The organism is Mesorhizobium sp. B2-3-12 (assembly GCF_006442205.1).
Classification (GTDB): domain Bacteria; phylum Pseudomonadota; class Alphaproteobacteria; order Rhizobiales; family Rhizobiaceae; genus Mesorhizobium.
The window spans coordinates 1-26,240 of record NZ_VFVR01000023.1; the positions used below are offsets into that span (position 1 = coordinate 1).

Below are 26,240 nucleotides of genomic sequence, written 5' to 3' on the forward strand. Positions count from 1 at the left end.
CGCTTGTATTCGCCGAAATACTTGGTGATCGCAGCCGTCAGCGACGTCTTGCCGTGATCGACGTGGCCGATCGTGCCAATGTTCACATGAGGCTTAGTGCGCTCGAATTTACCTTTGGCCATGTGATGTCTCCATTTCCTGCTCGCCCGTGCGGGCTTTGAATTGCGTTACCGCGGCAGCTCTGTTCGAGTTACGCGTATTTCTTCTGGACTTCCTGGGCGACCGCGGTCGGGACCGGCTCGTAGTGATCGAACTGCATCGTGTAGGCCGCGCGGCCCTGGCTCATCGAGCGCAGGTTGTCGACGTACTTGAACATGTTGGCGAGCGGCACCATCGCGTTGATGACGACGGCCACGCCGCGCGCTTCCTGGCCCTGGATCTGGCCGCGACGGCCGTTCAGGTCGCCGATGACGCTGCCGACGTAATCTTCCGGCGTCACCACCTCGACCTTCATGATCGGCTCGAGCAACTGCACGCCAAGCTTGGGAGCAGCTTCACGGAAGCAGGCACGGGATGCGATTTCGAAGGCCAGGACCGAGGAGTCGACGTCGTGGTAGGCGCCGTCGATGAGCGTCGCCCTGACGCCGATCATCGGGAAGCCCGCGAACGGACCGGCGCCCATGACGCTCTGGATGCCCTTTTCGACGCCCGGAATGTATTCCTTAGGCACCGCGCCGCCGACGATCTTGGACTCGAAAACGAACTCTTCGCTCTCGGAATTCGGCTCGAACACGACCTTGACGCGGGCGAACTGGCCGGTACCGCCGGTCTGCTTCTTGTGCGTGTAGTCCTGCTCATGCTTGCGGGTGATCGTCTCGCGATAGGCCACCTGCGGCGCGCCGACATTGGCTTCGACCTTGAACTCGCGACGCATGCGGTCGACGATGATGTCGAGGTGCAGTTCGCCCATGCCCGAGATGATGGTCTGGCCGCTTTCCTCGTCGGTCTTGACGCGGAAGGACGGATCCTCGGCAGCCAGGCGGTGAAGGGCGAGGCCCATCTTTTCCTGGTCGTTCTTGGTCTTCGGCTCAATGGCGATCTGGATGACCGGATCGGGGAATTCCATGCGCTCGAGAATGACCGGGTGCAGCGGATCGCACAGCGTGTCGCCGGTGGTCGTGTCCTTGAGGCCCGCCAGGGCGACGATGTCGCCGGCGAAAGCTTCTTCGACGTCGGCGCGCGAATTCGCATGCATCTGCAGCATGCGGCCGATGCGCTCCTTCTTGCCCTTCACGGTGTTGTCGACCGAGACGCCCTTGGTGAGCTTGCCCGAATAGATGCGGGCAAAGGTCAGCGAACCGACGAAGGGGTCGTTCATGATCTTGAAGGCGAGCATCGACAGCGGCTCGTTGTCGTCCGCATGACGCTCGATCTCGGCATCGGTCTTGGCGTCGACGCCCTTGATGGCCGGAACGTCGGCCGGCGACGGCAGATATTCGACGACCGCGTCGAGCAGCGGCTGAACGCCCTTGTTCTTGAAGGCCGAGCCGCAGAACATCGGGTAGAACTTGACCGCGATCGTGCCCTTGCGGATCAGCGAGCGGATCTCGTCATTCGACGGCATCTTGCCTTCGAGATAGTTCTCGAGCGCCGTCTCGTCCATTTCGACGGCGGCTTCGATCATCTTCTCGCGATATTCCTCGGCACGCGCCTTGAGGTCGGCCGGGATCTCGACGACGTCCCAGGCAGCGCCCAGGGTTTCGTCGCGCCAAACAAGCGCGTTCATCTCGACGAGGTCGACGACACCCTTGAACTCGGTCTCGGCGCCGATCGGCAGCTGCATGACGACAGCCTGCGCGCCGAGGCGCGAGCCGATCATCTCGACCGAGCGGTAGAAGTCGGCGCCGATCTTGTCCATCTTGTTGCAGAAGATCATGCGCGGCACGCGGTACTTGTCGGCCTGGCGCCAGACGGTTTCCGTCTGCGGCTCGACACCGGCATTGGCGTCGAGCAGCGCGATGGCGCCGTCGAGCACGCGCAGCGAACGCTCGACTTCGATGGTGAAGTCGACGTGTCCGGGGGTGTCGATGATGTTGAAGCGGTGCATCTTGCCGTCACGGCCCTTCCAGAAGGTCGTGGTCGCGGCGGACGTGATGGTGATGCCGCGTTCCTGCTCCTGCTCCATCCAGTCCATGGTGGCAGCGCCGTCGTGCACTTCGCCAATCTTGTGCGACTTGCCCGTGTAATAGAGGACGCGCTCGGTGGTCGTCGTCTTGCCGGCGTCAATATGCGCCATGATACCGAAATTGCGGTAGTCTTCGATTTTGTATTCGCGGGCCATCGTAGCTGCCTCTCAGTCCTGTTCGCGCTTTACCAGCGGTAGTGTGCGAAAGCGCGGTTGGCTTCAGCCATCTTGTGGGTGTCTTCACGCTTCTTCACGGCGGTGCCGCGGTTGTTGGCCGCGTCCATCAGCTCGCCGGAGAGGCGGTCGACCATGGTGGTCTCGTTGCGGTTGCGGGCAGCCGCGATCAGCCAGCGGATCGCCAATGCCTGGCGACGCTCGGGACGAACGTCGACCGGAACCTGGTAGGTGGCGCCGCCGACGCGGCGCGAACGCACTTCCACATGCGGCGCGACATTGTCGAGCGCCTGGTGGAAGACGGTGACCGGCTCCTGCTTGGTCTTCGACTGGACCTGGTCCAGCGCGCCGTAGACGATGGTCTCGGCAACCGACTTCTTGCCGTCATACATGACGGCGTTCATGAACTTGGTGACGATCAGATCGCCGAACTTGGGATCCGGGTTGATCTCACGCTTTTCTGCACTGTGACGACGCGACATGGCTTTTGTCTCTCAATCTCGTAGCCCGGCGCGTTCAAGCAGCGCCAAGGCCGGAAAATCTTACTTCGGACGCCCCTTACTTCGGACGCTTGGCACCGTACTTCGAACGGCGCTGCTTGCGGTTCTTCACGCCCTGCGTGTCGAGCACGCCGCGGATGATGTGGTAGCGCACGCCCGGAAGATCCTTGACGCGGCCGCCGCGGATCATGACCACAGAGTGTTCCTGAAGGTTGTGACCTTCGCCGGGGATGTAACCGATCACTTCAAAACCATTGGTCAGGCGGATCTTGGCCACCTTGCGCAGCGCCGAGTTCGGCTTCTTCGGCGTCGTTGTGTAGACGCGCGTGCAGACGCCCCGCTTCTGCGGGTTCTGCTGCATGGCCGGGACCTTGTTGCGCTTCACCGGCGCAATGCGCGGCTTGCGGATCAGCTGGTTGACGGTAGGCATTAAACCCTCTTGTCTCTCAATTCCGTGTCTCGTGCCGGTCAAGGCTCGCTCAAAGCGTCATTTCCATACGCAAATTCGGGCCACAAACCGCGCCTCGCGGTCCTGCCCGAACAAATCGCAGAGGAAGCGGAAGCCGCTTCATGCACGCCGGAAATGTCTTTTCGCTCGTAAAACGAACCCTGTTTGAGGCAAACTCCAAAGCGTGTCGCTTCGGAAGGGAGAGCCTCACATCGGTTCTGACTGGGCGGCTTCTACTCGTAAGCCCGCGAACCGTCAACCCCGCAGCGGCAAATATTGCATTGAAGCCGGGGTTTGGCAGCCATGCGAAAACCGCATGTAATTTTCTTTCGCCGTTTTGCAAGGTGGGGGAAGAAAGTGCCAAGCCTCCAGCAAAGTGAAGGCTTGCGGCTGTTGCGAGCCCTTGCTTCATGCGAAAAGGCCGCATGAACAGTGACAATCCCTCGCCGCGAAGGAATCGACCCGTGAACGACAATGAGGAACGCCCGGTCACCATCATCACCGGCCGGGTGTGGAAGAGGAAAGGCGGCAAGCCGGAAGGCGTCCATGTCATGCTGGTGGCGCCCGACGACGATTCGGCTGTGCGCCGCGCGCTCGAATCGCTCGCCGCGGAAGGCTACGCCGAGGCCGAGCTCGACCAGATCGGCGACATGGAGGGCGAGCCCGACGATGAGCCGCATCTTTCGGCCTTCCAGGGCGCACTCGAAGGCGAAGTCTCGATCGTGACCTTCGACGTGCCGATCTGACCGCAGTCGATGCGCCTCTCGCCTGCCTTTCGCCATGATGCCGATTCGTTGAGACTGGCTAGCATGGCCGGCGCTTGCCCGTCATGGCCGATCTGCTAAGAGACGCGCAGTCGTCCAAACCCGGCGGAGCCTCATGTCCTCATCCATCTCGCCCATAAGAATCGGCATTGTCGGCGTCGGCAAGATCGTGCGCGACCAACATCTTCCCGCCCTGGCCAAGAACCAGGACTACCAGCTTATCGCGGCGGCCAGCCGGCACGGCAAGGTCGACGACATTGCGAATTTCCCCGACATAGAGACGATGCTTGGCGCCGTGCCCGAACTCGACGCGGTGTCGCTGTGCATGCCGCCGCAGTTCCGCTATGACGCCGCGCGCAAGGCGCTGGAGGCCGGGAAGCACGTCTTCTTGGAAAAGCCACCGGGCGCCACGGTCAGCGAGGTCGAGGACCTGAAGGCGCTGGCGACAAGACAAGGCGTCTCCCTGTTCGCAAGCTGGCATTCGCGTTACGCGCCGGCGGTGGAAGCTGCGCGGGCATTCCTGGCTTCGACCAGAATCAAATCGGCGGCGATCGTCTGGAAGGAAGATGTGCGCCGCTGGCATCCGAACCAGGACTGGATCTGGCAGCCCGGCGGCTTCGGCGTCTTCGATCCCGGCATCAACGCGCTGTCGATCGCGACCTATATCCTGCCGGCCATGTACATCACCTCGGCCGTGCTCGACTTTCCCGAGAATCGCGACGCGCCGATCGCGGCCCAGGTCGCCTTCCGCGCGGCGAGCGGATCCGATGTGACGATGGACCTCGACTGGCTGCAGACCGGACCGCAGAGCTGGGACATCCTCGCCGATACGGATGCCGGGAAAATGGTGCTCTCGGGCGGCGGCTCGAAGCTCGCCGTCGATGGCCGAGTCGTGCATGAAGAGCCGGAGGCGGAATACCCGATGCTCTACCGGCGCTTCGCCGAAATCGTGCGCGCCGGCGTGTCCGACGTCGACCTGGCGCCGCTGCAGCACGTCGCCGACGCCTTCATGCTCGGCAAGCGCAATGTGGTCGAGGCGTTTTTCGACTGAAGGTTGCCGGGTCAGCCTCCGGCAGTCACTTGACGATCGCAATCGCAAAGCCGTCATAGCCTTTGGCGCCGACGGTCTGGATGGCGGTGCCGTCCAGTCGCTTGTCGCCGCCGATGAAGGAAAAGGCCGCGCGTGCGCCTTCGACATTGGCGTCGCGGCCATCGTCCTCCAGAACGGCGCCGTCGCGGATGACGTTGTCGCACACGATCACTGTTCCTGGACGCGCCAGCCGCAAGGCCCAGGCGAGATAGTTTGGGTTGTTGGGCTTGTCGGCGTCGATGAAGATCAGATCGAACGGCCCGGCATTCTCACTCGCCAACGCGTCGAGAGATTGAACCGCAGGACCGACCCTGAGCTCAACCTTGTCCGCTACCCCTGCCCGCTCGAAATTCGAGCGTGCGACCTTGGCGTGGTGCGGATCGAGTTCGAGGGTCACGACCTTGCCGTCGGCTGGCAAACCCCGCGCCATCCAGATGGTCGAATAGCCGCCCAGCGCACCGATCTCGAGCACCTTTTTCGCACCGCCGATGCGCACCAGCAGTGAGAGCAGTTTTCCCTGAGCCGCCGAGACGTCGATCGCCGGCAGGCCGTGGTCGCGGTTGGCCGCCAGAACCGCGTCGAGAACGGGGTCCGCCTCGAAGAGCGAGGACACGATGTAATCGTCGACAGCCGTCCAGGTCTTCGTGCTCATATGCCTTCCTCCGATCGTTGAAACGAAAAAGCCGCCGGGTTGCCCCGACGGCTTCTGTTGCCTGAGATCTCCAAGCGGTTTGTCGTTTCAAGGAAACGATGAACCGCTCTATTTTCCATGAAGCAATTCCGGGCGGAAAACCGTTGCACACTTTTCCTGGAATTGCTCCCCGCCGCGCTTACTGCGCGGCGGTTGTCATGTCGGCCAGCATCGGCTCGGCGACTTCCACACCGGAGGCCTTGCGGCGCTCGTCGATGATCAGTTCGTCACGCGAGGTGGCGATGCGCCTGATCTGGCTCATCGTGCCGCCGGTACCGGCCGGGATCAACCGGCCGACGATGACGTTTTCCTTCAAGCCCTGCAGCATGTCGGTCTTGCCGGCGACCGCGGCCTCCGTCAGCACCCTGGTCGTCTCCTGGAAGGAGGCGGCCGAGATGAAGGACGGCGTCTGCAGCGATGCCTTGGTGATGCCCAAGAGCACCGGCTGGCCTTCGGCCGGCTTCTTGCCGTCCTCGATCAGGCGCTCGTTGACCTCTTCCAGTTCGATCACGTCGACGTGGTCGCCCGGAATGTAGGTCGAGTCGCCCTGCGTGGTGATCTCGACCTTCTGCAGCATCTGGCGAACGATCACCTCGATGTGCTTGTCGTTGATCGACACGCCCTGCAGACGGTAGACTTCCTGGATCTCGTTGACGAGGTAGGACGCAAGCGCCTCCACGCCCTTGATGGCCAGGATGTCGTGCGGCGCCGGATTGCCGTCGAGGATGTAGTCGCCCTTCTCGATGACGTCGCCATCCTGGAGATGGAACGGCTTGCCCTTCGGGATCAGGTATTCGACCGGCTCCAGCGTCGAGTCATGCGGCTCGATGATGATGCGACGCTTGTTCTTGTAGTCGCGGCCGAAGCGGATCGTGCCGTCGATCTCGGCGATGATGGCGTGATCCTTCGGACGACGTGCCTCGAACAGTTCGGCAACACGTGGCAGACCGCCGGTGATGTCCTTGGTCTTGGCGCTTTCCATCGGGATACGCGCCAGCACGTCGCCGGGACGAACCTGCGAACCCGGCTCGACCGAGAGAATGGCCTCGACCGAGAGCAGGAAGCGGGCGTCGCCGCCCTTCGACAGCTTGCCAACCTTGCCCTTGGCGTCCTGGATGGCGATCGCCGGCTTGAGGTCGTTGCCGCGCGGCGTCGAACGCCAGTCGATGACCTCGCGCTTGGTGATGCCGGTCGACTCGTCGGCCGTTTCCTGGACGGAAATGCCGTCGACCAGATCCTCGTACGACACCTTGCCCTCGATTTCGGTGAGGATCGGGCGGGTATAGGGATCCCACTCGGCGATACGCTGGCCGCGCTTCACCTTGTCGCCATCGTCCACGAAGATGCGCGAACCATAGGTGACGCGGTGCGTTGCACGCTCCTTGCCGGCCTCGTCGAGGATCAGCACCGCCATGTTGCGGCCCATGACCATCTGCTGGCCGTCGGAGTTGCGCACCACGTTGCGGTTGCGGATCTCGACCTTGCCCTCGTAGGAGGCTTCAAGGAACGAACTATCCACCACCTGCGCCGTACCGCCCATGTGGAAGGTACGCATGGTGAGCTGCGTGCCCGGCTCGCCGATCGACTGCGCCGCGATGACGCCGACGGCTTCGCCCTGGTTGACCGGGGTGCCGCGGGCCAGATCGCGTCCATAGCAGACCGCGCAGACGCCGATCCTGACCTCGCAGGTCAGTGCCGAACGAATGCGGACCGACTGCACGCCGGCTTTTTCGATCTTTTCCACGTCACGCTCGTCCATCAGCGTCCCGGCCTTGACCAGCAGATCGCCGGTCACCGGATGGTTGATGTCGTCGAGCGAAGTACGGCCCAGCACACGCTGGCCGACCGAAGCAACGACCTGACCGGCATCGACGATCGGCTGCATGGTGAGGCCCTTGTCGGTGCCGCAATCCACGGAGTTGACGATGCAGTCCTGCGCCACGTCGACCAGACGACGGGTGAGGTAGCCCGAGTTCGCCGTCTTCAAGGCGGTATCGGCCAGACCCTTGCGGGCGCCGTGGGTCGAGTTGAAGTACTCGAGCACGGTCAGGCCTTCCTTGAAGTTCGAGATGATCGGCGTCTCGATGATTTCACCCGAGGGCTTGGCCATCAGGCCGCGCATGCCGGCGAGCTGGCGCATCTGGGTGGGCGATCCGCGCGCACCGGAGTGCGACATCATGTAGATCGAGTTCATCGGCTTCTGACGGCCATTGTCCTCGAACTCGACCGCCTTGATGCGGGCCATCATCTCGTCGGCGACCTTTTCCGAGCACTTGGCCCAGGCGTCGACGACCTTGTTGTACTTCTCGCCCTGCGTGATCAGGCCGTCATTGTACTGCTGCTCGTACTCCTTGGCCAAAGCCTCGGTGTCCGACACCAGCTTGATCTTGGTGTCCGGGATCAGCATGTCGTCCTTGCCGAACGAAATGCCGGCACGGCACGCATGAGCAAAGCCGAGCGCCATGATGCGATCGCAGAAAATGACCGTCTCCTTCTGACCGCAATGGCGGTAGACGGTGTCGATCATCTTGGAGATGTTCTTCTTGGTCATCTCCTGGTTGGCGGTCTCGTAAGGCACGTTGACGTTCTTCGGCAGAAGCTCGCCGATGATCATGCGGCCAGGCGTGGTGTCATGGATCTTCGACACGACCTTGCCTTCGGCGTCGACCGTGCGGAAGCGGCCCTTGATCTTGGCGTGCAAGGTCACGGCCTTGGTCTCGAGCGCGTGCTGGAGTTCGCCCATGTCGGCAAACACCATGCCCTCGCCCGGCTCGTTCTGGTTGACGATCGAGAGATAGTAGAGACCCAGGACCATGTCCTGCGACGGCACGATGATCGGCGCGCCGGAAGCCGGGTGCAGGATGTTGTTGGTCGACATCATCAGCACGCGGGCTTCAAGCTGCGCTTCCAGCGACAGCGGCACGTGAACGGCCATCTGGTCGCCGTCGAAGTCGGCGTTGAAGGCCGTGCAGACCAGCGGGTGAAGCTGGATCGCCTTGCCTTCGATCAGGATCGGCTCGAACGCCTGGATGCCGAGGCGGTGCAGCGTCGGCGCGCGGTTCAACAGCACCGGATGCTCGCGGATGACCTCGTCGAGGATATCCCAGACTTCCGGACGCTCCTTCTCGACCAGCTTCTTCGCCTGCTTGACGGTCGAGGAGTAACCCTTGGCGTCGAGGCGGGCGTAGATGAAGGGCTTGAACAGTTCGAGCGCCATCTTCTTCGGCAGGCCGCACTGGTGCAGCTTGAGCTCCGGACCGGTGACGATGACCGAGCGGCCGGAATAGTCGACGCGCTTGCCGAGCAGATTCTGACGGAACCGGCCCTGCTTGCCCTTGAGCATGTCGGACAGCGACTTCAGCGGACGCTTGTTGGCGCCGGTGATGACGCGGCCGCGACGGCCGTTGTCGAACAGCGCATCGACGGCTTCCTGCAGCATGCGCTTTTCATTGCGCACGATGATGCCGGGCGCGCGCAGCTCGATCAGCCGCTTCAGGCGGTTGTTGCGGTTGATGACGCGGCGATAGAGATCGTTCAGGTCGGACGTCGCGAAGCGACCGCCGTCCAGGGGGACCAGCGGGCGCAGGTCCGGCGGGATCACCGGAACGACCTTCATGATCATCCATTCCGGACGGTTGCCGGATTCCATGAAGTTCTCGACGACCTTGAGCCGCTTCAGATACTTCTTCTGCTTCAGCTCGGACGTGGTCGAAGCCAGTTCCGAACGCAGGTCGCCGGCGATCTTTTCCAGGTCCATGCCGGCCAGAAGGTCATGAATGGCCTCGGCGCCGATCATGGCGGTGAAGGAATCCTCGCCATACTCGTCGACGGCGATCATGTACTCTTCCTCGCTGAGCAGCTGGTGCTCCTTCAGCGCGGTGAGGCCAGGCTCGGTGACGATGTAGTTCTCGAAATAGAGGACGCGCTCGATGTCCTTCAGCGTCATGTCGAGCAACGTGCCGATGCGCGAGGGCAGCGACTTCAGGAACCAGATATGGGCAACGGGGGCCGCGAGCTCGATATGGCCCATGCGCTCGCGCCGGACGCGCGACAGCGTCACTTCGACGCCGCACTTTTCGCAGATGACGCCCTTGTACTTCATGCGCTTGTACTTGCCGCACAGGCACTCATAGTCCTTGATCGGGCCAAAAATGCGCGCGCAGAACAGACCGTCACGCTCCGGCTTGAAGGTGCGGTAGTTGATGGTCTCCGGCTTCTTGATCTCGCCGAACGACCAGGACAGAATCTTCTCAGGGCTGGCAAGCGAAATCCGGATGGAATCGAACACCTGCGCAGGCGCCTGCGGATTGAAGAGATTCATGACCTCTTGGTTCATGCCGTTCTCCTTTTCGGGGTCCTCGAAAACCCCTTGCATTTAGCGCGGGCCGAATGCCCGCTGAGTGGTCGGCCCACCGGCCGTAGAATTTGGTAAGCGCGTCGCGGGTTGCCGCGACGCGCCTTTGCCTTATTCGGCCGCGTCGGGCAGCCGGACAGGGTTGTCGTCGAGCTTGGTGTTCTCCAGCTCGACATTGAGGCCGAGAGACCGCATTTCCTTGACGAGCACGTTGAAGCTCTCGGGAATGCCGGCCTCGAACGTGTCGTCGCCACGCACGATCGCCTCGTAGACCTTGGTGCGGCCGGCGACGTCGTCCGACTTCACCGTCAGCATTTCCTGCAGCGTGTAGGCGGCGCCGTAGGCTTCCAGCGCCCAGACCTCCATTTCGCCGAAGCGCTGGCCACCGAACTGCGCCTTGCCGCCCAGCGGCTGCTGGGTGACGAGCGAGTACGGACCGATCGAACGCGCGTGGATCTTGTCGTCCACCAGGTGGTGAAGCTTGAGCATGTAGATATAGCCCATCGTCACCTTGCGATCGAACGGCTCGCCGGTACGCCCGTCATAGAGCTGCGACTGACCTGATGTGTGCAGGCCCGCCTGCTCCAGCATGATGTTGATGTCAGCCTCGTGCGCACCGTCGAACACCGGGGTCGCGATGGAGACGCCGCGGCGCATCTGCTCGCTGAGGCGAACGATGCTCTCGTCGTCATACTCGCGGACCGGCTCGTTGCGGTCGTTGGCCGGCATGAAGCTTTCCAACGTCTTGCGCAGCGGCTTGATGTCGCCGGCAGCCTTATACGTGTCGATCAGCTCGCCGATCTTCCTGCCCATGCCGGCGCACGCCCAGCCCAGATGCGTTTCCAGGATCTGGCCGACATTCATGCGGCTCGGCACACCCAGCGGGTTGAGCACGATATCGGCATGCGTGCCGTCCTCGAGGAAAGGCATGTCCTCGACCGGAACGATGCGCGACACGACACCCTTGTTGCCGTGACGGCCGGCCATCTTGTCGCCGGGCTGCATCTTGCGCTTCACCGCCACGAAGACCTTGACCATCTTCATGACGCCCGGAGGCATTTCGTCGCCGCGCTGCACCTTCTCGACCTTGTCCATGAAGCGCTGCTCGAGCGCCTTCTTGGAATCGTCGTACTGGCCACGCAGGGCTTCCAGTTCGCTCTGGAGCTTTTCGTTCTCCACGGCAAACTGCCACCACTGCGAACGCGGATACTCGTCGAGCGTATCCTTGGACAGCGTCGAGCCCTTCTTGAAGCCCTTCGGTCCGGCGATCGCTTCCTTGCCGACGAGCACGTCGGAAAGGCGCGCATAGACGTTACGGTCCAGAATGGCCTGTTCGTCGTCACGGTCCTTGGCGAGGCGTTCGATCTCCTCGCGCTCGATCGCCATGGCGCGCTCGTCCTTCTCCACACCGTGGCGATTGAACACGCGCACCTCGACGACGGTGCCGAAGGTGCCTGGAGGCATGCGCATCGAGGTGTCGCGCACGTCGGAAGCCTTTTCGCCGAAGATGGCGCGCAGAAGCTTCTCTTCCGGCGTCATCGGGCTTTCACCCTTCGGCGTGATCTTGCCGACCAGGATGTCGCCCGGCTGCACTTCCGCACCGATATAGACGATGCCGGCTTCGTCGAGGTTCTTCAGCGCTTCTTCCGAGACGTTGGGAATGTCGCGCGTGATTTCCTCCGGACCGAGCTTGGTATCGCGCGCCATGACCTCGAACTCCTCGATGTGGATCGAGGTGAAGACGTCGTCGGCGACGATGCGCTCGGACAAGAGGATCGAGTCCTCGTAATTGTAGCCGTTCCAAGGCATGAACGCGACCAGCACGTTGCGGCCGAGCGCCAGATCACCGAGCTCGGTCGACGGACCGTCGGCGATGATGTCGCCCTTGTTGACCCGGTCACCCATACGCACCAGCGGACGCTGGTTGATGCAGGTGTTCTGGTTCGAACGCTGGAACTTCATCAGCCGGTAGATATCGACGCCGGACTTGCCCGGATCGAGATCCTCGGTGGCGCGGATGACGATACGCGTCGCGTCCACCTGGTCGACGATGCCGCCACGACGCGCGCCGATGGCGGCGCCCGAGTCACGGGCGACGATCGGCTCCATGCCGGTGCCGACGAACGGCGCCTCGGCGCGCACCAGCGGCACGGCCTGACGCTGCATGTTCGAGCCCATCAGAGCGCGGTTGGCGTCGTCGTTCTCGAGGAACGGGATGAGCGCCGCGGCGACAGACACCATCTGCTTGGGCGACACGTCCATCAGGTCGACGTTTTCGCGCGGCGCCATCATCACTTCGCCGGCGCTGCGGCAAATGACGAACTCGTCGACGAAACCGCCGTTCTTGTCGAGCTCGGCGTTGGCCTGCGCGACATGGTGCTTGGCCTCTTCCATCGCCGAGAGATAGACGACGTCATTGGTCAGCTTGCCGTCGACGATCTTGCGGTACGGGCTTTCGATGAAGCCGTACTTGTTGACGCGCGCGAAGGTCGCCAGCGAGTTGATCAGGCCGATATTCGGGCCTTCCGGCGTCTCGATCGGGCAGATGCGGCCGTAATGCGTCGGGTGCACGTCGCGCACTTCGAAGCCGGCGCGCTCGCGCGTCAGGCCGCCCGGTCCAAGCGCCGAGAGACGACGCTTGTGGGTGATCTCCGACAGCGGGTTGGTCTGATCCATGAACTGCGACAGCTGCGAGGAGCCGAAGAACTCGCGCACGGCGGCGGCCGCCGGCTTGGCGTTGATCAGGTCCTGCGGCATGACCGTATCGATCTCGATCGAGGACATGCGTTCCTTGATTGCGCGCTCCATGCGCAGCAGGCCGACGCGGTACTGGTTTTCCATCAGCTCGCCGACGGAACGCACGCGGCGGTTGCCGAGATTGTCGATGTCGTCGATCTCGCCCTTGCCGTCGCGCAATTCGACCAGCGTCTTGACCACGGCCAGGATGTCGTCCTTGCGCAGCACGCGCACGGTGTCCTCGGCCTTGAGCTCGAGGCGCATGTTCATCTTGACGCGGCCGACAGCCGACAGATCGTAGCGCTCGCTGTCGAAGAACAGCGAGTTGAACATGGCTTCGGCGGTCTCGAGCGTCGGCGGCTCGCCGGGGCGCATGACACGATAGATGTCGAACAACGCGTCCTGGCGGCTCTCGTTCTTGTCGACGTTGAGCGTGTTGCGGATATAGGCGCCGACATTGACGTGGTCGATGTCGAGAACCTTGATCTCGCTCTCGCCAGTGCCGAGCAACACCTTCAGCGTCTTCTCGTCGATCTCGTCACCGGCTTCGAGGAAGATCTCACCGGTGGCGTAGTTGACGATGTCCTCGGCCAGATAGTTGCCAAGCAGATCCTCGTCGGTCGCCTTGATCGCCTTGAGACCCTTTTCGCCAAGCGCGCGCGCCTGACGGGCGGTGATCTTCTTGCCTTGCTCGACGACGATCTCGCCGGTATCGGCATCGACCAGATCGCCGACAGCCTTGAGGCCGCGGAAACGCTCGACGTTGAACGGGATGCGCCAGTGGTCGCCCGCACGGACATAGGAGATCTTGTTGTAGAAGGTCGACAGGATCTCTTCGCCGTCCATGCCGAGCGCCATAAGCAGCGACGTCACCGGAATCTTGCGGCGGCGGTCGATGCGGGCGTGCACGACGTCCTTGGAATCGAACTCGATGTCGAGCCACGAGCCGCGATAGGGGATGACGCGCGCGGCAAACAGAAGCTTGCCCGACGAGTGCGACTTTCCCTTGTCGTGGTCGAAGAAGACGCCCGGCGAACGGTGCATCTGCGAGACGATGACGCGCTCGGTGCCGTTGACGATGAAGGTGCCGTTGAGCGTCATGAGCGGCATGTCGCCCATGTAGACGTCCTGCTCCTTGATGTCCTTGATCGACTTGGCGCCGGTATCCTCGTCGATATCGAACACGATGAGGCGCAGCGTCACCTTGAGCGGCGCGGCATAGGTCAGGTCGCGCTGACGGCATTCGTCAACGTCGAATTTCGGTCCTTCGAACTCGTATTTCACGAACTCCAGCATGGAGGAGCCTGAAAAATCGGAGATCGGGAAGACCGACTTGAAAACAGCCTGCAGTCCTTCGTCCGGACGTCCGCCCTTGGGCTCGTCCACCATCAGGAACTGGTCATAGGATGCCTTCTGAACCTCGATCAGGTTCGGCATCTCCGCAACTTCCGGGATCTTTCCGAAGAACTTGCGTACGCGTCTGCGGCCATTGAAAGTCTGGGTCTGGGCCATCGTCGCTCCTTAGCTCTAAACTCGGGACGGGCCTCGCCGCGGCCCGCCTTGCATTCCGAGCCACCTGGCCGGCGGCTCTCTGTCTGTTCTCCGTCCACCTGCACCAACTGCTTGGCGGTGGCCGGCTAAAACGGGAGAAAACCCGTTTCCTGAAGGCCGGTTTTCGGCCCTCAGGAAAGAGGTTCTCCTACATCTCCCGCTACGCGTCCTCCCTTTCAGGCGAAGGGAGTGGCGGACGGCGCGAGGCCGCCCGCCGCTTTTACGCTTACTTCAGGTCGACCTTGGCGCCGGCTGCTTCCAGCTGGGCCTTGAACTTGTCAGCGTCGGCCTTGGAAACGCCTTCCTTGACCGGCTTCGGAGCCGCTTCGACCAGGTCCTTGGCTTCCTTGAGGCCAAGACCGGTGATGGCGCGGACTTCCTTGATGACGTTGATCTTCTGAGCGCCGGCCTCGGTGAGGACGACGTCGAATTCGGTCTTCTCTTCGACCGGAGCAGCCGCGGCGGCAGCGCCGCCAGCAGCGGCAACCGCCACCGGAGCGGCAGCCGAAACGCCCCACTTTTCTTCCAGAAGCTTCGACAGCTCAGCCGCCTCGAGGACGGTCAGCTTCGAAAGGTCGTCTACGATCTTTGCGAGATCAGCCATTGTTGTATTCCTTCGTTAGGTTCGAACGTGTGTTTTCGATAGCGAGGAACGGCCTCATGCCGCCTCGTCCTTCCGGGCGTAAGCGCCGATGACGCGCGCGACCGAGGCCGCTGGCGCATTGACGATCTGGGCGATCCGGGTTGCCGGCGTGGCGATCATGCCAACCAGCCTGGCGCGCAGCTCATCGAGCGACGGAAGTGTGGCGAGTGCCTTCACACCGTCGGCATTGAGCGAGGTGGTGCCCATTGCGCCGCCGAGAATGACCAACTTGTCATTTCCCTTGGCGAAATCGGACGCGACCTTCGGCGCCGCAATCGGATCCTCCGAATAAGCGATCAGCGTCTGTCCCTTGAACAGGTCGATGATCGATGCGGAGTCCGTGCCCTGAAGAGCGATTTTGGCGAGACGGTTCTTCGCGACTTTAACGGTGCCACCGGCGGCGCGCATTTTCGACCGAAGGTCGTTCATTTGCGCGACGGTGATACCGGCATAGTGGGCCACGACGACTGAACCTGCGCCCGAAAACGCATCATTCAGGCCCGTGACGAGTTCGCGTTTTTCCGCTCTGTCCACTGCCTATCTCCAGTTGACCCCTGCCCCGTCAATGGGAACATTCCCATTGGAGAGAACAGGCGTCGGGTTGCCTTTTGCCGGCCGGGCCATCCAGTAACGGATCTCCCGAACGACGCTCGAGGATCCTGCCCCCTTTCGCCACATCGACGGCCAGGCCGGCGATGCGCAGACAAAAGGCAAACACGGTTCGAACCTTTCATTGGAGCTTGTCGCTCCGTTGTCGGGTCTTCACCCGTCTCATGCAGGCCCACATGAATTAAGGCCGTCCTCTTGAATCAAGATTCGGGCCGCCCGCAATCTCGGACAGGATGTCCGGAAGCCTTCCGGCTTCCGGCACCGGGCCCAGGATTAATCCAAGGCCCGGAATTCAGTCACGGACCAACCTTCGAAAGGCCGATCCAAATGGTCTTAATCAGGACGCTGCGAGCGTCGAGACGTCGAGCTTGAGGCCCGGGCCCATCGTCGAGGTGACCGACACCTTCTTGACGTAGTTGCCCTTGGCGCCAGCCGGCTTTGCCTTGGTCACCGCATCGGCGAAGGCACGGATGTTCTCTTCCAGTGCCTTGACGTCGAACGAGACCTTGCCGACGCCGGCATGAACGATGCCGGCTTTTTCGACGCGGAACTCGACGGCGCCGCCCTTCGATGCCTTGACGGCGGCGGCAACGTCGGTGGTGACGGTACCGACCTTCGGGTTCGGCATCATGCCGCGCGGGCCGAGCACCTTACCGAGACGGCCGACCAGCGGCATCATGTCCGGCGTGGCGATGCAGCGATCGAAATCGATCGTGCCCTTCTGGACGATGTCGACCAGGTCCTCCGCACCGACGATGTCGGCGCCGGCGGCCTTGGCTTCATCGGCTTTGTCGCCACGGGCGAACACGGCGACGCGAACCGAGCGGCCGGTGCCGTTCGGCAGGTTGACCACGCCGCGGACCATCTGGTCGGCATGACGCGGGTCGACGCCCAGGTTCATGGCCACTTCGACGGTCTCGTCGAACTTGACCGACGACCGGTCCTTGAGCAGCTTCAGCGCTTCACCGAGCGCGTAAGCCTTGTTGGGATCGATGCCTTCACGGGTCTTCGATACACGCTTTGCAATCTTTGCCATGATCTCAGCCCACCACTTCCAGACCCATCGAGCGGGCGGAGCCCTCGACCATACGCATGGCCGCTTCGACGTCGTTCGCGTTCAGATCCTTCATCTTGGCGGTCGCGATTTCGCGGACCTTGTCGCGCGAAACCGTGCCAGCCTTGACCTTGCCCGGCTCCTTCGAGCCCGACTTCAGGTTCGCGGCCTTTTTCAGGAAGTAGCTCACCGGCGGCGTCTTCATGACGAAGGTGAACGACTTGTCCTGGTAATAGGTGATGACGACCGGAACCGGCGATCCCTTTTCCATTTCCTGGGTCTGCGCGTTGAACGCCTTGCAGAACTCCATGATGTTGATGCCACGCTGACCAAGCGCCGGGCCGATCGGGGGCGACGGCGTAGCCGATCCCGCGGAGACCTGGAGCTTGAGTTGGCCTGCAATTTTCTTAGCCATCTCTTTTCCTGCCTTTGTCTATGCCGGCCCCACTAGCTGGGAAACACCGGCGGTTGCAGTCTGGTGGTGCGGTTTTTGCGGCCGGCTAAAGCCGCCTTCGCCTCCCACCGTCCTCAGGCAGCGCTTGCGCGCCGCCTCCCTGATCGCCGAACCGGCATCAGGGATTTCGGATCAGCCTTTTTCGACCTGTCCGAATTCCAGATCGACAGGCACGGCGCGCCCGAAGATCGAAACTTCCACCTTGAGCCGCGCCCGCTCCTCGTCCACTTCCTGGACGAAACCGTTGAACGACGCGAACGGACCATCCGAGACGCGGATCGCCTCGCCGATCTCGAAGGTGACCGAGGGCTTCGGCCGCTCGACGCCTTCCTGCACCTGGTTCAGGATGCGCTGGGCTTCGGCCTCGGTGATCGGCACAGGCTTGGAGTCGCCGAGAAAGCCGGTGACCTTTGGCGTGTTCTTGACCAGCGAGAAGACGGCGTCGGTCAGATTGGCCTTCAGGAGCACATAGCCCGGGAAGAACTTGCGCTCGGCGTCGACCTTGCGGCCGCGACGAACCTCGACGACCTTCTCGGTCGGCACCACGATCTGCTCGATGTCGGCGGACAGGCCCTTCTGCTTGGCCTTGTTTTCGATGTCCTCGGCGACCTTCTTCTCGAAGTTCGAATAGGCGTGGACGATGTACCAGCGCGTAGCCATTTTTACGACTTCTCCGTAATCGCCGGACTTAGCGTCCAATGCCCAGAATCTGCTCGACCGCGAGGCCCATGAGCTGATCAGCGGTGAAGAAGAAGATCATCGCGATCACGGCGAAGGCGAGAACCATCACCGTCGAGATCATCGTCTCGCGACGCGACGGCCAAGTCACCTTGGCAGTCTCCGCGCGCACCTGCTGGAGAAAGACGAAAGGATTTGTGGTTTTCGAAGCCATATGCCGCCTGTCTTCAAGACCCGTTGGCCGGGTCCCCTGGATGATCCCGCTGACCGGGACGTGCCGCCTGGACCCAATCTCGCGCCGAATCAGCGCAATCATTTCGCCCATGCAAATCAGACGCGTAAAGCCGGCTTCCCAGCTCCACGCGTCGCGTGTCTGTTTCGTCTACATAAAACCGATTCTTGATCCACGCAAGTGGCAAGTGTCCGCTTTATGACCAAACGCCGCCTCGGAACCATCCAGTCGTTCCGTCCCGGCTATGACGCCCTTATGCCCCAATCGTCCTAATATGGCAAGCGGGTCGCCGATTTTCAAATGGCACCGCCAATTCTCCATTCCACGCCTTGGTCCTGTCCGCGCATGAAGGCGCGGCCAGCGGTATGGCGGCGGATAACTTGGCATCCATGCCCGAGACATGCTTTCTTGGAGCGATGACCGAGCCTACGCAAGAACAGGTTGAGCAGCTTACCATTGCCTTCGAGCGCTTCACGCGCCGGTTCAAGGTGGCCGAAGCCGCCGCCGCAGCGGAGAACGCGCTGAATGCTCTCGACGCTCAGACATTGGTCTTCATCTGCGATAATGCCGGGTGCGGCGCGGCCGACGTCGCCCGCTATCTCGACGTCGCGCCGACAACCATGTCCTCGGCCACAGACAGGCTTGTGCGCAAGGGGCTGATCGAACGTCGCCGACCGGAAGAGAACCGCAGGACGGTAGCCCTCACCGCCACGGCGAAGGGCGCGGAGGTGGTCGGCGATCAAAAGGCCGGCTACCGCAAGGCCTGCGTGGCAATGCTCAGGGCGCTCAATGCCAGCGAACAACAGGAATTGATCCGGCTTACCGAGAAAATCGCAGATACGAAAGTTGAATAATACGAATTTCGTACTATCATGATGGTAGTAGGCTTGCTGCCTATCCGCTGCCGATCCCGAATGGAGACGCCTGTGACCATCACGATCAACGGATCCGATTATCCCGTCCCCCTGGATTCGCGCGTGTCGCTGCTTGACATGTTGCGCGAGAGGCTGGGGCTCACCGGGACGAAACTCGGTTGCAATCAAGGTGCCTGCGGCGCTTGTACCGTGCTGCTGGACGGGGAACGGGTGCTATCTTGCCTCACCCTGGCTGCGCAGGCGGAGGGGCGTGACGTCCTCACGATCGAGGGGCTGCAAGGAGCGGACGGCAGCCTCCATCCACTGCAGAAGGCGTTCATCGAACACGACGGCCTCCAGTGTGGCTATTGCACCCCAGGCCAGATCTGCTCGGCGATCGCCATGGCGCGGGAGTTGCGGCGCGGCGACCCAAGTCATGTCACCGCCAATCTCGCCGCCGGCCCCGAAGGGCCGACCCGAGAGGAAATCCGTGAACGAATGAGCGGCAATCTGTGCCGCTGCGGAGCCCATAACGGCATTGTCGAAGCGATCGAGGAAATGCTTGGTGGAGAGCCGGCATGACACCCCTTGCATTTCATGTCGCGCGCGATCGCGCGGAAGCCCTGTCGCTCGGCGCCGCCAACGGCGCTCGATTGATCGGAGGAGGCACGAACCTTGTTGATCTGCTCAGGCAGAATGTCGAGTCCGCTTCCGACCTGGTCGATGTCAGCCGCCTGGCCGCCAACATTCAAGAAGTCGATAACGGCGCGCTGCTCGTCGGCGCATCGATGAAGAACAGCGCGCTCGCCGCGCACCCGATGGTCCGCGGTCGCTATCCGATGCTGTCGCGCGCCCTGCTGGCCGGGGCCTCGGCGCAGATCCGCAACATGGCGACAGTCGGCGGCAACATAATGCAGCGGACACGCTGCCCCTACTTCTACGATGTGGATGGGGCGCGATGTAACAAACGGCAGCCTGATAGCGGCTGTGACGCGATGGGCGGGTTCAACCGTTATCACGCCATTCTGGGTGGGTCGAACGCCTGCGTGGCGACCCATCCCTCGGACATGTGCGTGGCGCTTGCAGCGCTCGCCGCACTGGTGCATCTCGCCGGACCCGAGGGTGAGCGAACCGTGCCACTTGCCGAGTTTCACGTTTTGCCCGGCGCCAACCCACAGGTCGAGACCGTCTTGCGGAACGGGGAGATGATCACCGCCATAGAGCTACCGCCCGCGACGCCCGCAATGACGAATTCCGAATATCGCAAGGTCCGCGACCGTTCGAGCTACGCATTCGCTCTGGTTTCCGTGGCAGCTGGCCTCGAAGTGGTGGAAGGCAAGATCGCCGAAGCCCGGATCGCGCTTGGCGGCGTGGCCGCAAAACCATGGCGCGCCACGCGTGCGGAGGCCGCGCTTCGTGGATTGCCGGCGACCCGCGCAAACTTTCTCGCCGCCGCGGAAGAGGAACTGACCAAGGCGCAGCCGCTTGAAGGCAATGCGTTCAAGGTCGGTCTGGCGCGGCGGACGATCGCCGCCGTCCTTGAATCGCTGGCAGGAGAGCGCGCATGAGCAAGCTACAGAACGCCATCGTCGGCGGAGTTCGCACAGTGCTGGGGCGCGTTCCGGCTAGCTGGCTGCCCGGCGGCACGCCCGATCCGATCATCCAAAAGCGCGCGACGCTTGGTACACAGCAGCCCCGCATCGACGGTCCGGACAAGGTTCGCGGCGCGGCGCGCTTCGCGGCTGAAGTGCCGATGGCGAACCTGCTCCATGCCGCTTTTGTTCATTCCACCGTCGCGCGCGGCAAGATCGCCGAACTCGACGTTTCCGCCGCCGAAGCCGCGCCAGGGGTCGCGCTGGTGATGACATATCGCAACGCGCCGAAAATGTCGGTGCCTCCCGCAATCGGCATCACCAATCTGAAGGCGGCAGGCAACCACACGCTTCCGGTGATGCAGGATGCTGAAATCCGGTGGAATGGACAGGCGGTGGCCGTCATACTCGCCGAAACCCGCGAACAGGCCGAACATGCCGCCACGCTGGTCCGGATACGTTACAATGCCGCGCAGTCACGCACGCGGTTCAAGGACGGCAAAAAAGATGCGAGCACGCCGGACTCGATACTGATCGAGCGGAACCGCGTCGACAAGGGCAACGCCAGCAAGAAGCTGGCCGAAGCGGCGTACAAGATCGATGCGGTCTACAGGACGCCGTGGCAGAACCACAACCCGATCGAACCGCACGCCGCCACTATCGCCTGGCAGGACGGGCAACTGATCGTCCACGACGCGACGCAGATGATCCACGCCACGGCGGGTTCCCTGGCAAAAGTGTTTGGGCTGAAAGAGGCGGATGTCTTCGTGAGTTCACCCTTCGTTGGGGGTGGCTTCGGCGCAAAAGGGATGTGGGATCACCAGATCCTCGGCGCCGCCGCGGCAAAGCTCGCCGGGCGACCGGTGCGTGTCATGCTGTCGCGGGCGAGCATGCACCGTCTGGTGGGCGGTCGCACTCAGACCGAGCAGCGCGTGGCACTGGGGGCCAGTGCAGATGGGAAGCTCACCGCCTTGCTGCATCACGGCTATGCGACCAAGCCGCGGCACAGCATATGCGACGAAGGCTTCAGTCTCACCGGGCGATCGCTCTATGCGTCCGCCAGCTTCGACATCGTCCAGCACCACGTCGATCTCGACCTGCTGGCCAACTCTTTCATGCGTGCCCCCGGAGAGACTCCGGGGACTTTCGCGATTGAATGCGCGATGGACGAACTCGCCCACCAACTGGGGATGGACCCGGTCGAATTGAGGCGTCGCAACGTCGCCTCCTGCGATCCGATCAGCGGCGCCCCCCATTCGCAGAGCGCCACGATGACCGCGTACGACTTGGGTGCCGAACGCATCGGCTGGGCCAGGCGTGCGCCCGCGCCCCGTGCACGACGCGATGGGGAATGGCTCGTGGGCATGGGCTGCGCGGGCGGAACCTTCCCTTTCGCCCGCATGCCGGGCACGTCCGCGCGCATCACCCTTGACGCACGCGGTCAGGCCCATGTCGCCAGCGCCGCGCACGAGATGGGAATGGGAACCGCGACCGTCCAACGCCAGCACGCTGCGGACAGGCTCGGGCTGCCGCTCGATAGCGTCTCGGTGACGATCGGCGACTCCCGCCTGCCATTTGCCAGCTTCGCCGGCGGATCGTCCCAGACAGCCTCGCTCGGCGCGGCTATCAGTGCCGCAAGCGGCAAACTTGCCGCCGAGCTGTTGCGCCTTGCCGGCAACGACACGCCGCTGGCGGGGCTCAGGGCGAGTGACGTCGAATTCGCCGACAGCGGGCTGCGCAGCATCGACGAGCCCTCCCGGCACGAAAGCTTCGCTTCGATTTTTCGGCGCTCCGGACACAAAGACCTCAGCGTCACGGGTGAAAGCGGGCCGCCGCTGGAAATGCTCAAATTCTCGATGCACAGCACGTCGGCCATTTTCTGCCAGTTACGCGTGAGCGAGGTTACCGGGGAAATCCGGATTGATCGCCTGGTCGGCGCCTTCGATTGTGGCCGTATTCTCAATACGAAAACCGCAACGAGCCAGTTCAAGGGCGGCATGATCATGGGGCTGGGAATGGCGCTGACGGAAGAGACGCTGCTCGACGAGCGGAGCGGCCGAATCATGAGCACGTCACTGGCCGATTATCATGTACCCGTGCATCTGGACGTGCCGGAGATCGATGTGCTGTGGACCGACATTCCTGATCCGCGCACTCCCATGGGCGCACGTGGCATCGGCGAGATCGGTACGACTGGCGTGGCCGCGGCCGTCGCCAATGCCGTGTTCAATGCCACAGGTATTCGCGTGCGCGACCTGCCTATCACCCTCGACAAGCTGGCCTTCAATCAAACGCCGGAAAAGCGCGAAGCGATTTCCCCTCCGGAATTCCCATGAAAACAAATATCAGAAGTCAGCCACTTCGAAGTCGAGGCGTCGACAGTGCGAACAGGAGACGTCCGGCGCCAGGGCATGTTGCACAAGGCTCTGGCGCACAATTTCGGCCATGGGAAGTCTCCAGGCGTTCGTCATTCCTCTGAAGGAATGGCACGGGCAGCAGGGCTCGAACCTACGACCTGCGGTTTTGGAGACCGCCGCTCTACCAACTGAGCTATGCCCGTACATGTGCGCCTCGGCGCAGCAGGGGCTTCCTAAAAGCTTCCGTGCTCTCTGTAAAGAGCGGTTTGCAGGCAAACGCGTTTAACCCCTGCGCCAGAAATCAGGATAGTCGACGACCAGCCCATCGCGGTCGATCTCCAGTTCCCGCCTGAAGTCGCTGGCGCGCGATTCATAGAGGTATCGCCTGCCCTCTTCGAGGCATGTGTAGCGTTGCGGGTTGGGCACGACAGAGAGTGCCGGGAAATCGATGAAGCCGGTGGTGATCTCGGCGCTCTGCCCAGTCGAGAGCGCCAGGCGCCGGATCGGCAGCGTGTTCGTGAAAGGGGTGACGGTCAGGTCCGGGTCGAGCACGCCGGTGAGCTCGGGCATCGGCAGGCCGTTCCTGGTCCAGCGACCATCGCCATCCGACGCCAGGACAAGCGTCCGGCCATCGCCGATCATATCGACCATGACGCTCCGTGCGTGCCAGCCGGCATCGCAGGCGATGCGATAGCGGACCGCAAATGGCGTTTCGCCCGAGCAGATGACGACGGAATCGGCCAGAAACCGCCCCGACTCTCCCCGCAGCACAAGATGCTCGAAGCCGGGGCCATCCCACTCGCGCCAGCGCACGATCTTGGCATCTTGCGGCATCGGTCCTCCATCTCCCTGGCAAACGGAAGCTATTTTTCGTCCGGCACCCGGTACGGTCCGCCAGGCACGCCCCAGCCCCAGGCCGGCATCGGCTCGCTTTCGGGATCGCAGGTTTCGCCGAGATTGGAATTCATCTTGGCCAGCCGCGATCCCCATTCGATGTAGCCCATGAAAGCGGAACGGAATTCGGGATCGTCGGGCAGGCCGACCTCGTCCGCCGCGTCGGCGAGAAGATTGATCCAGCGGCGGCGCTGCTCCTCGGTCAGGTGCTTGCCCAGGTGATGCATGACCATTTCGCGGTGGCCGCCGAATTCCTCGCTATAGGTTTTCGGTCCGCCAAAAACCTCGCCGATGAAGGCGGCGACATGGGCGGGGTGGTCCGGCGACATGTGCTTGAACACCGGGCCGACGACCGGATCCCTTGCCACCTTGTCATAGAAGGTTTGCGTCAGCCGGTTCAGCGCCTCGCCGCCACCGGCCCATTCGTAGAGTGTCGGAACATCCTGGCTCATTCTCGATCCTTCGCCGGCCCCGCAGCCGCGACGATAGCGGAAATCGAGTATGGCTCAACCTGCCTCGATGGTCAGTTTTCCGCCGCCGCGCCCTACAGCTTGGCGGGCGCGTCGGCCTGTGCGTTGGCGGCTGGCAGGCCCCGGCAATTGCCGGCCTTGGCAACGGCCTTGCAAACCGTGGAGCCCGTCAGCGCGTCGACCGATTGCGGTCCCGTTGTCAGTCCGGCCTTCAGCATCGTGTCCGGGTCAAGTTGCCCCTCAACCGAGCGTCGCTCGATCGCGGCGAACAGAGCGGGACCGATCGCCATCTCCTCGAGGTAGGCCTTAACCACCGGCTTCTGTCCCATCGGGTAGAGGCTGAGCCGCGCCCGGGGCCCGACAAGCCGCCTGGCGCCGGCGGCAACCACGAGCGCGCAGGTGGAATCACACTCCACCCCGGTATCAATGCTCAAACCGGCATAGGCTCCTTCCCTGGCCAGGCAGTTCCACGCGCCGGGATCACAGTCGACGAATTCGGTCCGGGCAACGGCGATGTCGAGCTTCCTCTCATGGATAAGCCTTCCCATGGCGAGCGCGCTGGACAGGTCGCCTCCCCGAGAGCTGATGACGACAGGCAGGTGCCGATCGCCCAGCGTGGCAAATAGCTGCCGCAGCTTCAGCGGCGTCTGGGTGGTGATCGCACCTTCCGCCGATATCCATTCGGGGCAGTCGGGATTGCAGAGCGGATTGCTGCCGCGAACCACGACAAAGCGCATGTCCCCGCCGGCCTTTGCTTTGGCCGGTTCACCGGCAGTGGCGGGCCGGGCAGCGGCCGATGGCGTCGCCTTGTTTGCTGGTCCAGCCATCTCCCGGCAATTCGTGGCCGGCTGGTCCGGCACGCACAGGCTTGCCGTGGTCAACAGATCCACGGTGTCCCGGCTGGTGACCAGCTTCATCGTCAACATGTCGTCGAGCGGAATCTGACGGATGTCGCTGGCCGGCGTGGCCTTCATGACATCCAGCACGCCGTCGCCTATCCCCATTTCCTTGAGATACGCCGAAAGCGTCTTCTCGACCGTCCTGCTCATCTCGTAGGTTTTGTAGCTGCCCGCGTTTTTCCGGCTGACCACCTTGGTGCTAATGACCTTTTTCTTGCCGTTCACGATCCGGTACGTGGTCCGGTAGAGCAGCTTCTCCCGGCGGTAGGTGGTGGTGATCTGGTGAACGCCGAGATAGCCGAAATCGCCCACCACGCGGCGGACGCCGCCGGAAAACATCAGCGGACAGGCCGAATTACACATGGCCCCATCATCATGGGCGATGCCGAAATAGTCGGCACCCTTGCCCCTGTTGTCGTTGCAATTCCTCACCTCCGGCTGGCAACCGGAAAAAATCGTGACGCCGACGGCGACGTCGAGCTTGTTCTTGCGGATCATCCGGCCAAGTGCCAGCGCCGCGTCGACATTGCCGCCGGGCGAATTGACGACAACAGGCAATCGCCTTCCCTTGAGCGCCTTGAGCGTGCGCTTGAGGAGCGACGGCGTGCCCGCCTCGATGGCGCCGTCGGCCGATATCCACTCAGGACAGTTGGGCTCGCATCCCGGCGCGTTGCTGCGCACGACGACGAAGCGCATGGGCGGGATATCGGGAGGGCCATCCTGCGCTCGCGCCGTCGGCACAGGCAGCGCCATGGCGACGACCAGGCATACCAGTGCCCGCAACCGCCATGCCTTCCCACCGAAACGGCGCCCTGGAACCACTCTTGGCAAAGCTCCCTCGCTCCAAACCCATACTAGTTGCAGCCATGGCGCTTGCAACAGCTTTGAAACAACCCTCGCGATACTTGCGCCGCCAAGCAGCCTGAAACGAAAAAGGGCGGCCCGAAGACCGCCCTTTCCTTGTCGAACCGGCAGCGGCCGGATCGATTATTCCTTGATGGTGACGACGATGCCGGCACCGACGGTGCGGCCGCCTTCACGGATGGCGAAGCGCAGCTTCTCTTCCATGGC

General features: G+C 62.8%; 22 protein-coding genes, 1 tRNA gene and 1 pseudogene. 6 read left to right on the plus strand and 18 right to left on the minus strand.

Annotated elements, in window-relative coordinates; translation table 11 throughout:
* From FJ948_RS29500 to rpsL, 4 genes are all read right to left on the minus strand, one after another.
* Positions 1-122: GTP-binding protein (locus tag FJ948_RS29500; protein WP_246677656.1), on the minus strand; the 122-nt coding region annotated here is incomplete at its 3' end.
* 68 nt (positions 123-190) lie between these two features.
* The gene (gene fusA, locus FJ948_RS29505) at positions 191-2,281 is read right to left on the minus strand and encodes an elongation factor G (protein WP_140710745.1); all 2,091 of its coding nucleotides are present in this window, start codon (positions 2,279-2,281) and stop codon (positions 191-193) included.
* A gap of 29 nt (positions 2,282-2,310) precedes the next feature.
* Complete coding sequence (gene rpsG / locus FJ948_RS29510; RefSeq protein WP_008875664.1) at positions 2,311-2,781, minus strand: 30S ribosomal protein S7; 471 nt, start codon at positions 2,779-2,781, stop codon at positions 2,311-2,313.
* Positions 2,782-2,857: 76 nt separating this feature from the next.
* Complete coding sequence (gene rpsL / locus FJ948_RS29515; RefSeq protein WP_006333356.1) at positions 2,858-3,229, minus strand: 30S ribosomal protein S12; 372 nt, start codon at positions 3,227-3,229, stop codon at positions 2,858-2,860.
* Between the two features lie 482 nt (positions 3,230-3,711).
* Here rpsL and FJ948_RS29520 point away from each other — a divergent pair, with 482 nt between their 5' ends.
* Both FJ948_RS29520 and FJ948_RS29525 read left to right on the plus strand, forming a co-directional pair.
* A complete protein-coding gene (locus FJ948_RS29520) occupies positions 3,712-3,993 on the plus strand; it encodes a transcriptional regulator (protein WP_140710747.1) in 282 nt (93 codons plus the stop codon).
* Positions 3,994-4,138: 145 nt separating this feature from the next.
* Positions 4,139-5,062 (plus strand): Gfo/Idh/MocA family oxidoreductase, encoded by a 924-nt coding sequence (locus tag FJ948_RS29525; RefSeq protein ID WP_181173878.1) that lies wholly within the window; start codon positions 4,139-4,141, stop codon positions 5,060-5,062.
* A 25-nt stretch (positions 5,063-5,087) separates the two neighbouring features.
* Here FJ948_RS29525 and FJ948_RS29530 read toward each other — a convergent pair whose 3' ends face one another.
* The 9 genes from FJ948_RS29530 to secE all read right to left on the minus strand — a co-directional run bounded on the left by FJ948_RS29530 (position 5,088) and on the right by secE (position 18,085).
* Complete coding sequence (locus FJ948_RS29530) at positions 5,088-5,753, minus strand: O-methyltransferase (protein WP_140710751.1); 666 nt, start codon at positions 5,751-5,753, stop codon at positions 5,088-5,090.
* Between the two features lie 178 nt (positions 5,754-5,931).
* Positions 5,932-10,128 (minus strand): DNA-directed RNA polymerase subunit beta', encoded by a 4,197-nt coding sequence (gene rpoC / locus FJ948_RS29535; RefSeq protein WP_140710753.1) that lies wholly within the window; start codon positions 10,126-10,128, stop codon positions 5,932-5,934.
* A gap of 129 nt (positions 10,129-10,257) precedes the next feature.
* Complete coding sequence (gene rpoB / locus FJ948_RS29540) at positions 10,258-14,394, minus strand: DNA-directed RNA polymerase subunit beta (RefSeq protein ID WP_140710755.1); 4,137 nt, start codon at positions 14,392-14,394, stop codon at positions 10,258-10,260.
* A 265-nt stretch (positions 14,395-14,659) separates the two neighbouring features.
* Positions 14,660-15,037, minus strand: a complete 378-nt coding sequence (gene rplL, locus FJ948_RS29545) for a 50S ribosomal protein L7/L12 (protein ID WP_015317993.1) — start codon at positions 15,035-15,037, stop codon at positions 14,660-14,662.
* Positions 15,038-15,091: 54 nt separating this feature from the next.
* On the minus strand, positions 15,092-15,610 hold the full coding sequence (gene rplJ / locus FJ948_RS29550; protein WP_027146631.1) for a 50S ribosomal protein L10: 519 nt from the start codon (positions 15,608-15,610) through the stop codon (positions 15,092-15,094).
* A gap of 412 nt (positions 15,611-16,022) precedes the next feature.
* Positions 16,023-16,721 carry a 50S ribosomal protein L1 gene (gene rplA / locus FJ948_RS29555; RefSeq protein WP_140710757.1) on the minus strand — a complete coding sequence of 233 codons (699 nt, stop codon included), beginning with the start codon at positions 16,719-16,721 and terminating at the stop codon, positions 16,023-16,025.
* A gap of 4 nt (positions 16,722-16,725) precedes the next feature.
* Entirely contained in the window at positions 16,726-17,154 is a 429-nt protein-coding gene (rplK, locus tag FJ948_RS29560; protein ID WP_010909262.1) for a 50S ribosomal protein L11, read from the minus strand.
* A gap of 171 nt (positions 17,155-17,325) precedes the next feature.
* Positions 17,326-17,853, minus strand: coding sequence for a transcription termination/antitermination protein NusG (gene nusG / locus FJ948_RS29565; protein ID WP_015317996.1), 528 nt, complete (start codon positions 17,851-17,853; stop codon positions 17,326-17,328).
* Positions 17,854-17,881: 28 nt separating this feature from the next.
* Entirely contained in the window at positions 17,882-18,085 is a 204-nt protein-coding gene (gene secE / locus FJ948_RS29570) for a preprotein translocase subunit SecE (protein ID WP_013531408.1), read from the minus strand.
* Between the two features lie 434 nt (positions 18,086-18,519).
* Between secE and FJ948_RS29575 the strand changes: the two genes are divergently transcribed.
* From FJ948_RS29575 to FJ948_RS29590, 4 genes are all read left to right on the plus strand, one after another.
* A complete protein-coding gene (locus FJ948_RS29575) occupies positions 18,520-18,957 on the plus strand; it encodes a MarR family winged helix-turn-helix transcriptional regulator (RefSeq protein ID WP_140710759.1) in 438 nt (145 codons plus the stop codon).
* A gap of 72 nt (positions 18,958-19,029) precedes the next feature.
* Positions 19,030-19,539 (plus strand): 2Fe-2S iron-sulfur cluster-binding protein, encoded by a 510-nt coding sequence (locus FJ948_RS29580; RefSeq protein ID WP_140710761.1) that lies wholly within the window; start codon positions 19,030-19,032, stop codon positions 19,537-19,539.
* Positions 19,536-20,525 (plus strand): xanthine dehydrogenase family protein subunit M, encoded by a 990-nt coding sequence (locus tag FJ948_RS29585; protein WP_140710763.1) that lies wholly within the window; start codon positions 19,536-19,538, stop codon positions 20,523-20,525. Before FJ948_RS29580 ends, FJ948_RS29585 begins: the two co-directional genes overlap by 4 nt.
* Positions 20,522-22,885, plus strand: a complete 2,364-nt coding sequence (locus FJ948_RS29590; RefSeq protein WP_140710765.1) for a xanthine dehydrogenase family protein molybdopterin-binding subunit — start codon at positions 20,522-20,524, stop codon at positions 22,883-22,885. The genes FJ948_RS29585 and FJ948_RS29590 overlap by 4 nt, the downstream gene beginning before the upstream one ends.
* 148 nt (positions 22,886-23,033) lie before the next feature.
* On the opposite strand, the gene FJ948_RS29595 is transcribed toward FJ948_RS29590, so the two are convergent.
* The 5 genes and pseudogenes from FJ948_RS29595 to FJ948_RS29615 form a co-directional block, all read right to left on the minus strand.
* Positions 23,034-23,109 (minus strand) — tRNA-Trp (locus FJ948_RS29595).
* Between the two features lie 79 nt (positions 23,110-23,188).
* On the minus strand, positions 23,189-23,740 hold the full coding sequence (locus tag FJ948_RS29600) for a putative glycolipid-binding domain-containing protein (RefSeq protein WP_140710767.1): 552 nt from the start codon (positions 23,738-23,740) through the stop codon (positions 23,189-23,191).
* A 29-nt stretch (positions 23,741-23,769) separates the two neighbouring features.
* Positions 23,770-24,252: a group II truncated hemoglobin gene (locus FJ948_RS29605; protein WP_140710769.1), complete on the minus strand. Its 483-nt coding sequence runs from the start codon at positions 24,250-24,252 to the stop codon at positions 23,770-23,772.
* A gap of 92 nt (positions 24,253-24,344) precedes the next feature.
* Positions 24,345-25,991: a hypothetical protein gene (locus FJ948_RS29610; protein WP_140710771.1), complete on the minus strand. Its 1,647-nt coding sequence runs from the start codon at positions 25,989-25,991 to the stop codon at positions 24,345-24,347.
* Between the two features lie 165 nt (positions 25,992-26,156).
* A pseudogene (locus FJ948_RS29615) lies at positions 26,157-26,240 on the minus strand (elongation factor Tu); the annotation flags it as partial.

Excerpts from the sequence above, each read along its gene's own strand:
- fusA (WP_140710745.1), bottom strand. The coding sequence starts at position 2,281 with ATGGCCCGCGAATACAAAATCGAAGACTACCGCAATTTCGGTATCATG.
- rpsG (WP_008875664.1), bottom strand. The coding sequence starts at position 2,781 with ATGTCGCGTCGTCACAGTGCAGAAAAGCGTGAGATCAACCCGGATCCC.
- rpsL (WP_006333356.1), bottom strand. The coding sequence starts at position 3,229 with ATGCCTACCGTCAACCAGCTGATCCGCAAGCCGCGCATTGCGCCGGTG.
- FJ948_RS29530 (WP_140710751.1), bottom strand. The coding sequence starts at position 5,753 with ATGAGCACGAAGACCTGGACGGCTGTCGACGATTACATCGTGTCCTCG.
- rpoC (WP_140710753.1), bottom strand. The coding sequence starts at position 10,128 with ATGAACCAAGAGGTCATGAATCTCTTCAATCCGCAGGCGCCTGCGCAG.
- rpoB (WP_140710755.1), bottom strand. The coding sequence starts at position 14,394 with ATGGCCCAGACCCAGACTTTCAATGGCCGCAGACGCGTACGCAAGTTC.
- rplL (WP_015317993.1), bottom strand. The coding sequence starts at position 15,037 with ATGGCTGATCTCGCAAAGATCGTAGACGACCTTTCGAAGCTGACCGTC.
- rplA (WP_140710757.1), bottom strand. The coding sequence starts at position 16,721 with ATGGCAAAGATTGCAAAGCGTGTATCGAAGACCCGTGAAGGCATCGAT.
- rplK (WP_010909262.1), bottom strand. The coding sequence starts at position 17,154 with ATGGCTAAGAAAATTGCAGGCCAACTCAAGCTCCAGGTCTCCGCGGGA.
- nusG (WP_015317996.1), bottom strand. The coding sequence starts at position 17,853 with ATGGCTACGCGCTGGTACATCGTCCACGCCTATTCGAACTTCGAGAAG.
- secE (WP_013531408.1), bottom strand. The coding sequence starts at position 18,085 with ATGGCTTCGAAAACCACAAATCCTTTCGTCTTTCTCCAGCAGGTGCGC.
- FJ948_RS29575 (WP_140710759.1), top strand. The coding sequence starts at position 18,520 with ATGACCGAGCCTACGCAAGAACAGGTTGAGCAGCTTACCATTGCCTTC.
- FJ948_RS29585 (WP_140710763.1), top strand. The coding sequence starts at position 19,536 with ATGACACCCCTTGCATTTCATGTCGCGCGCGATCGCGCGGAAGCCCTG.
- FJ948_RS29590 (WP_140710765.1), top strand. The coding sequence starts at position 20,522 with ATGAGCAAGCTACAGAACGCCATCGTCGGCGGAGTTCGCACAGTGCTG.
- FJ948_RS29600 (WP_140710767.1), bottom strand. The coding sequence starts at position 23,740 with ATGCCGCAAGATGCCAAGATCGTGCGCTGGCGCGAGTGGGATGGCCCC.
- FJ948_RS29605 (WP_140710769.1), bottom strand. The coding sequence starts at position 24,252 with ATGAGCCAGGATGTTCCGACACTCTACGAATGGGCCGGTGGCGGCGAG.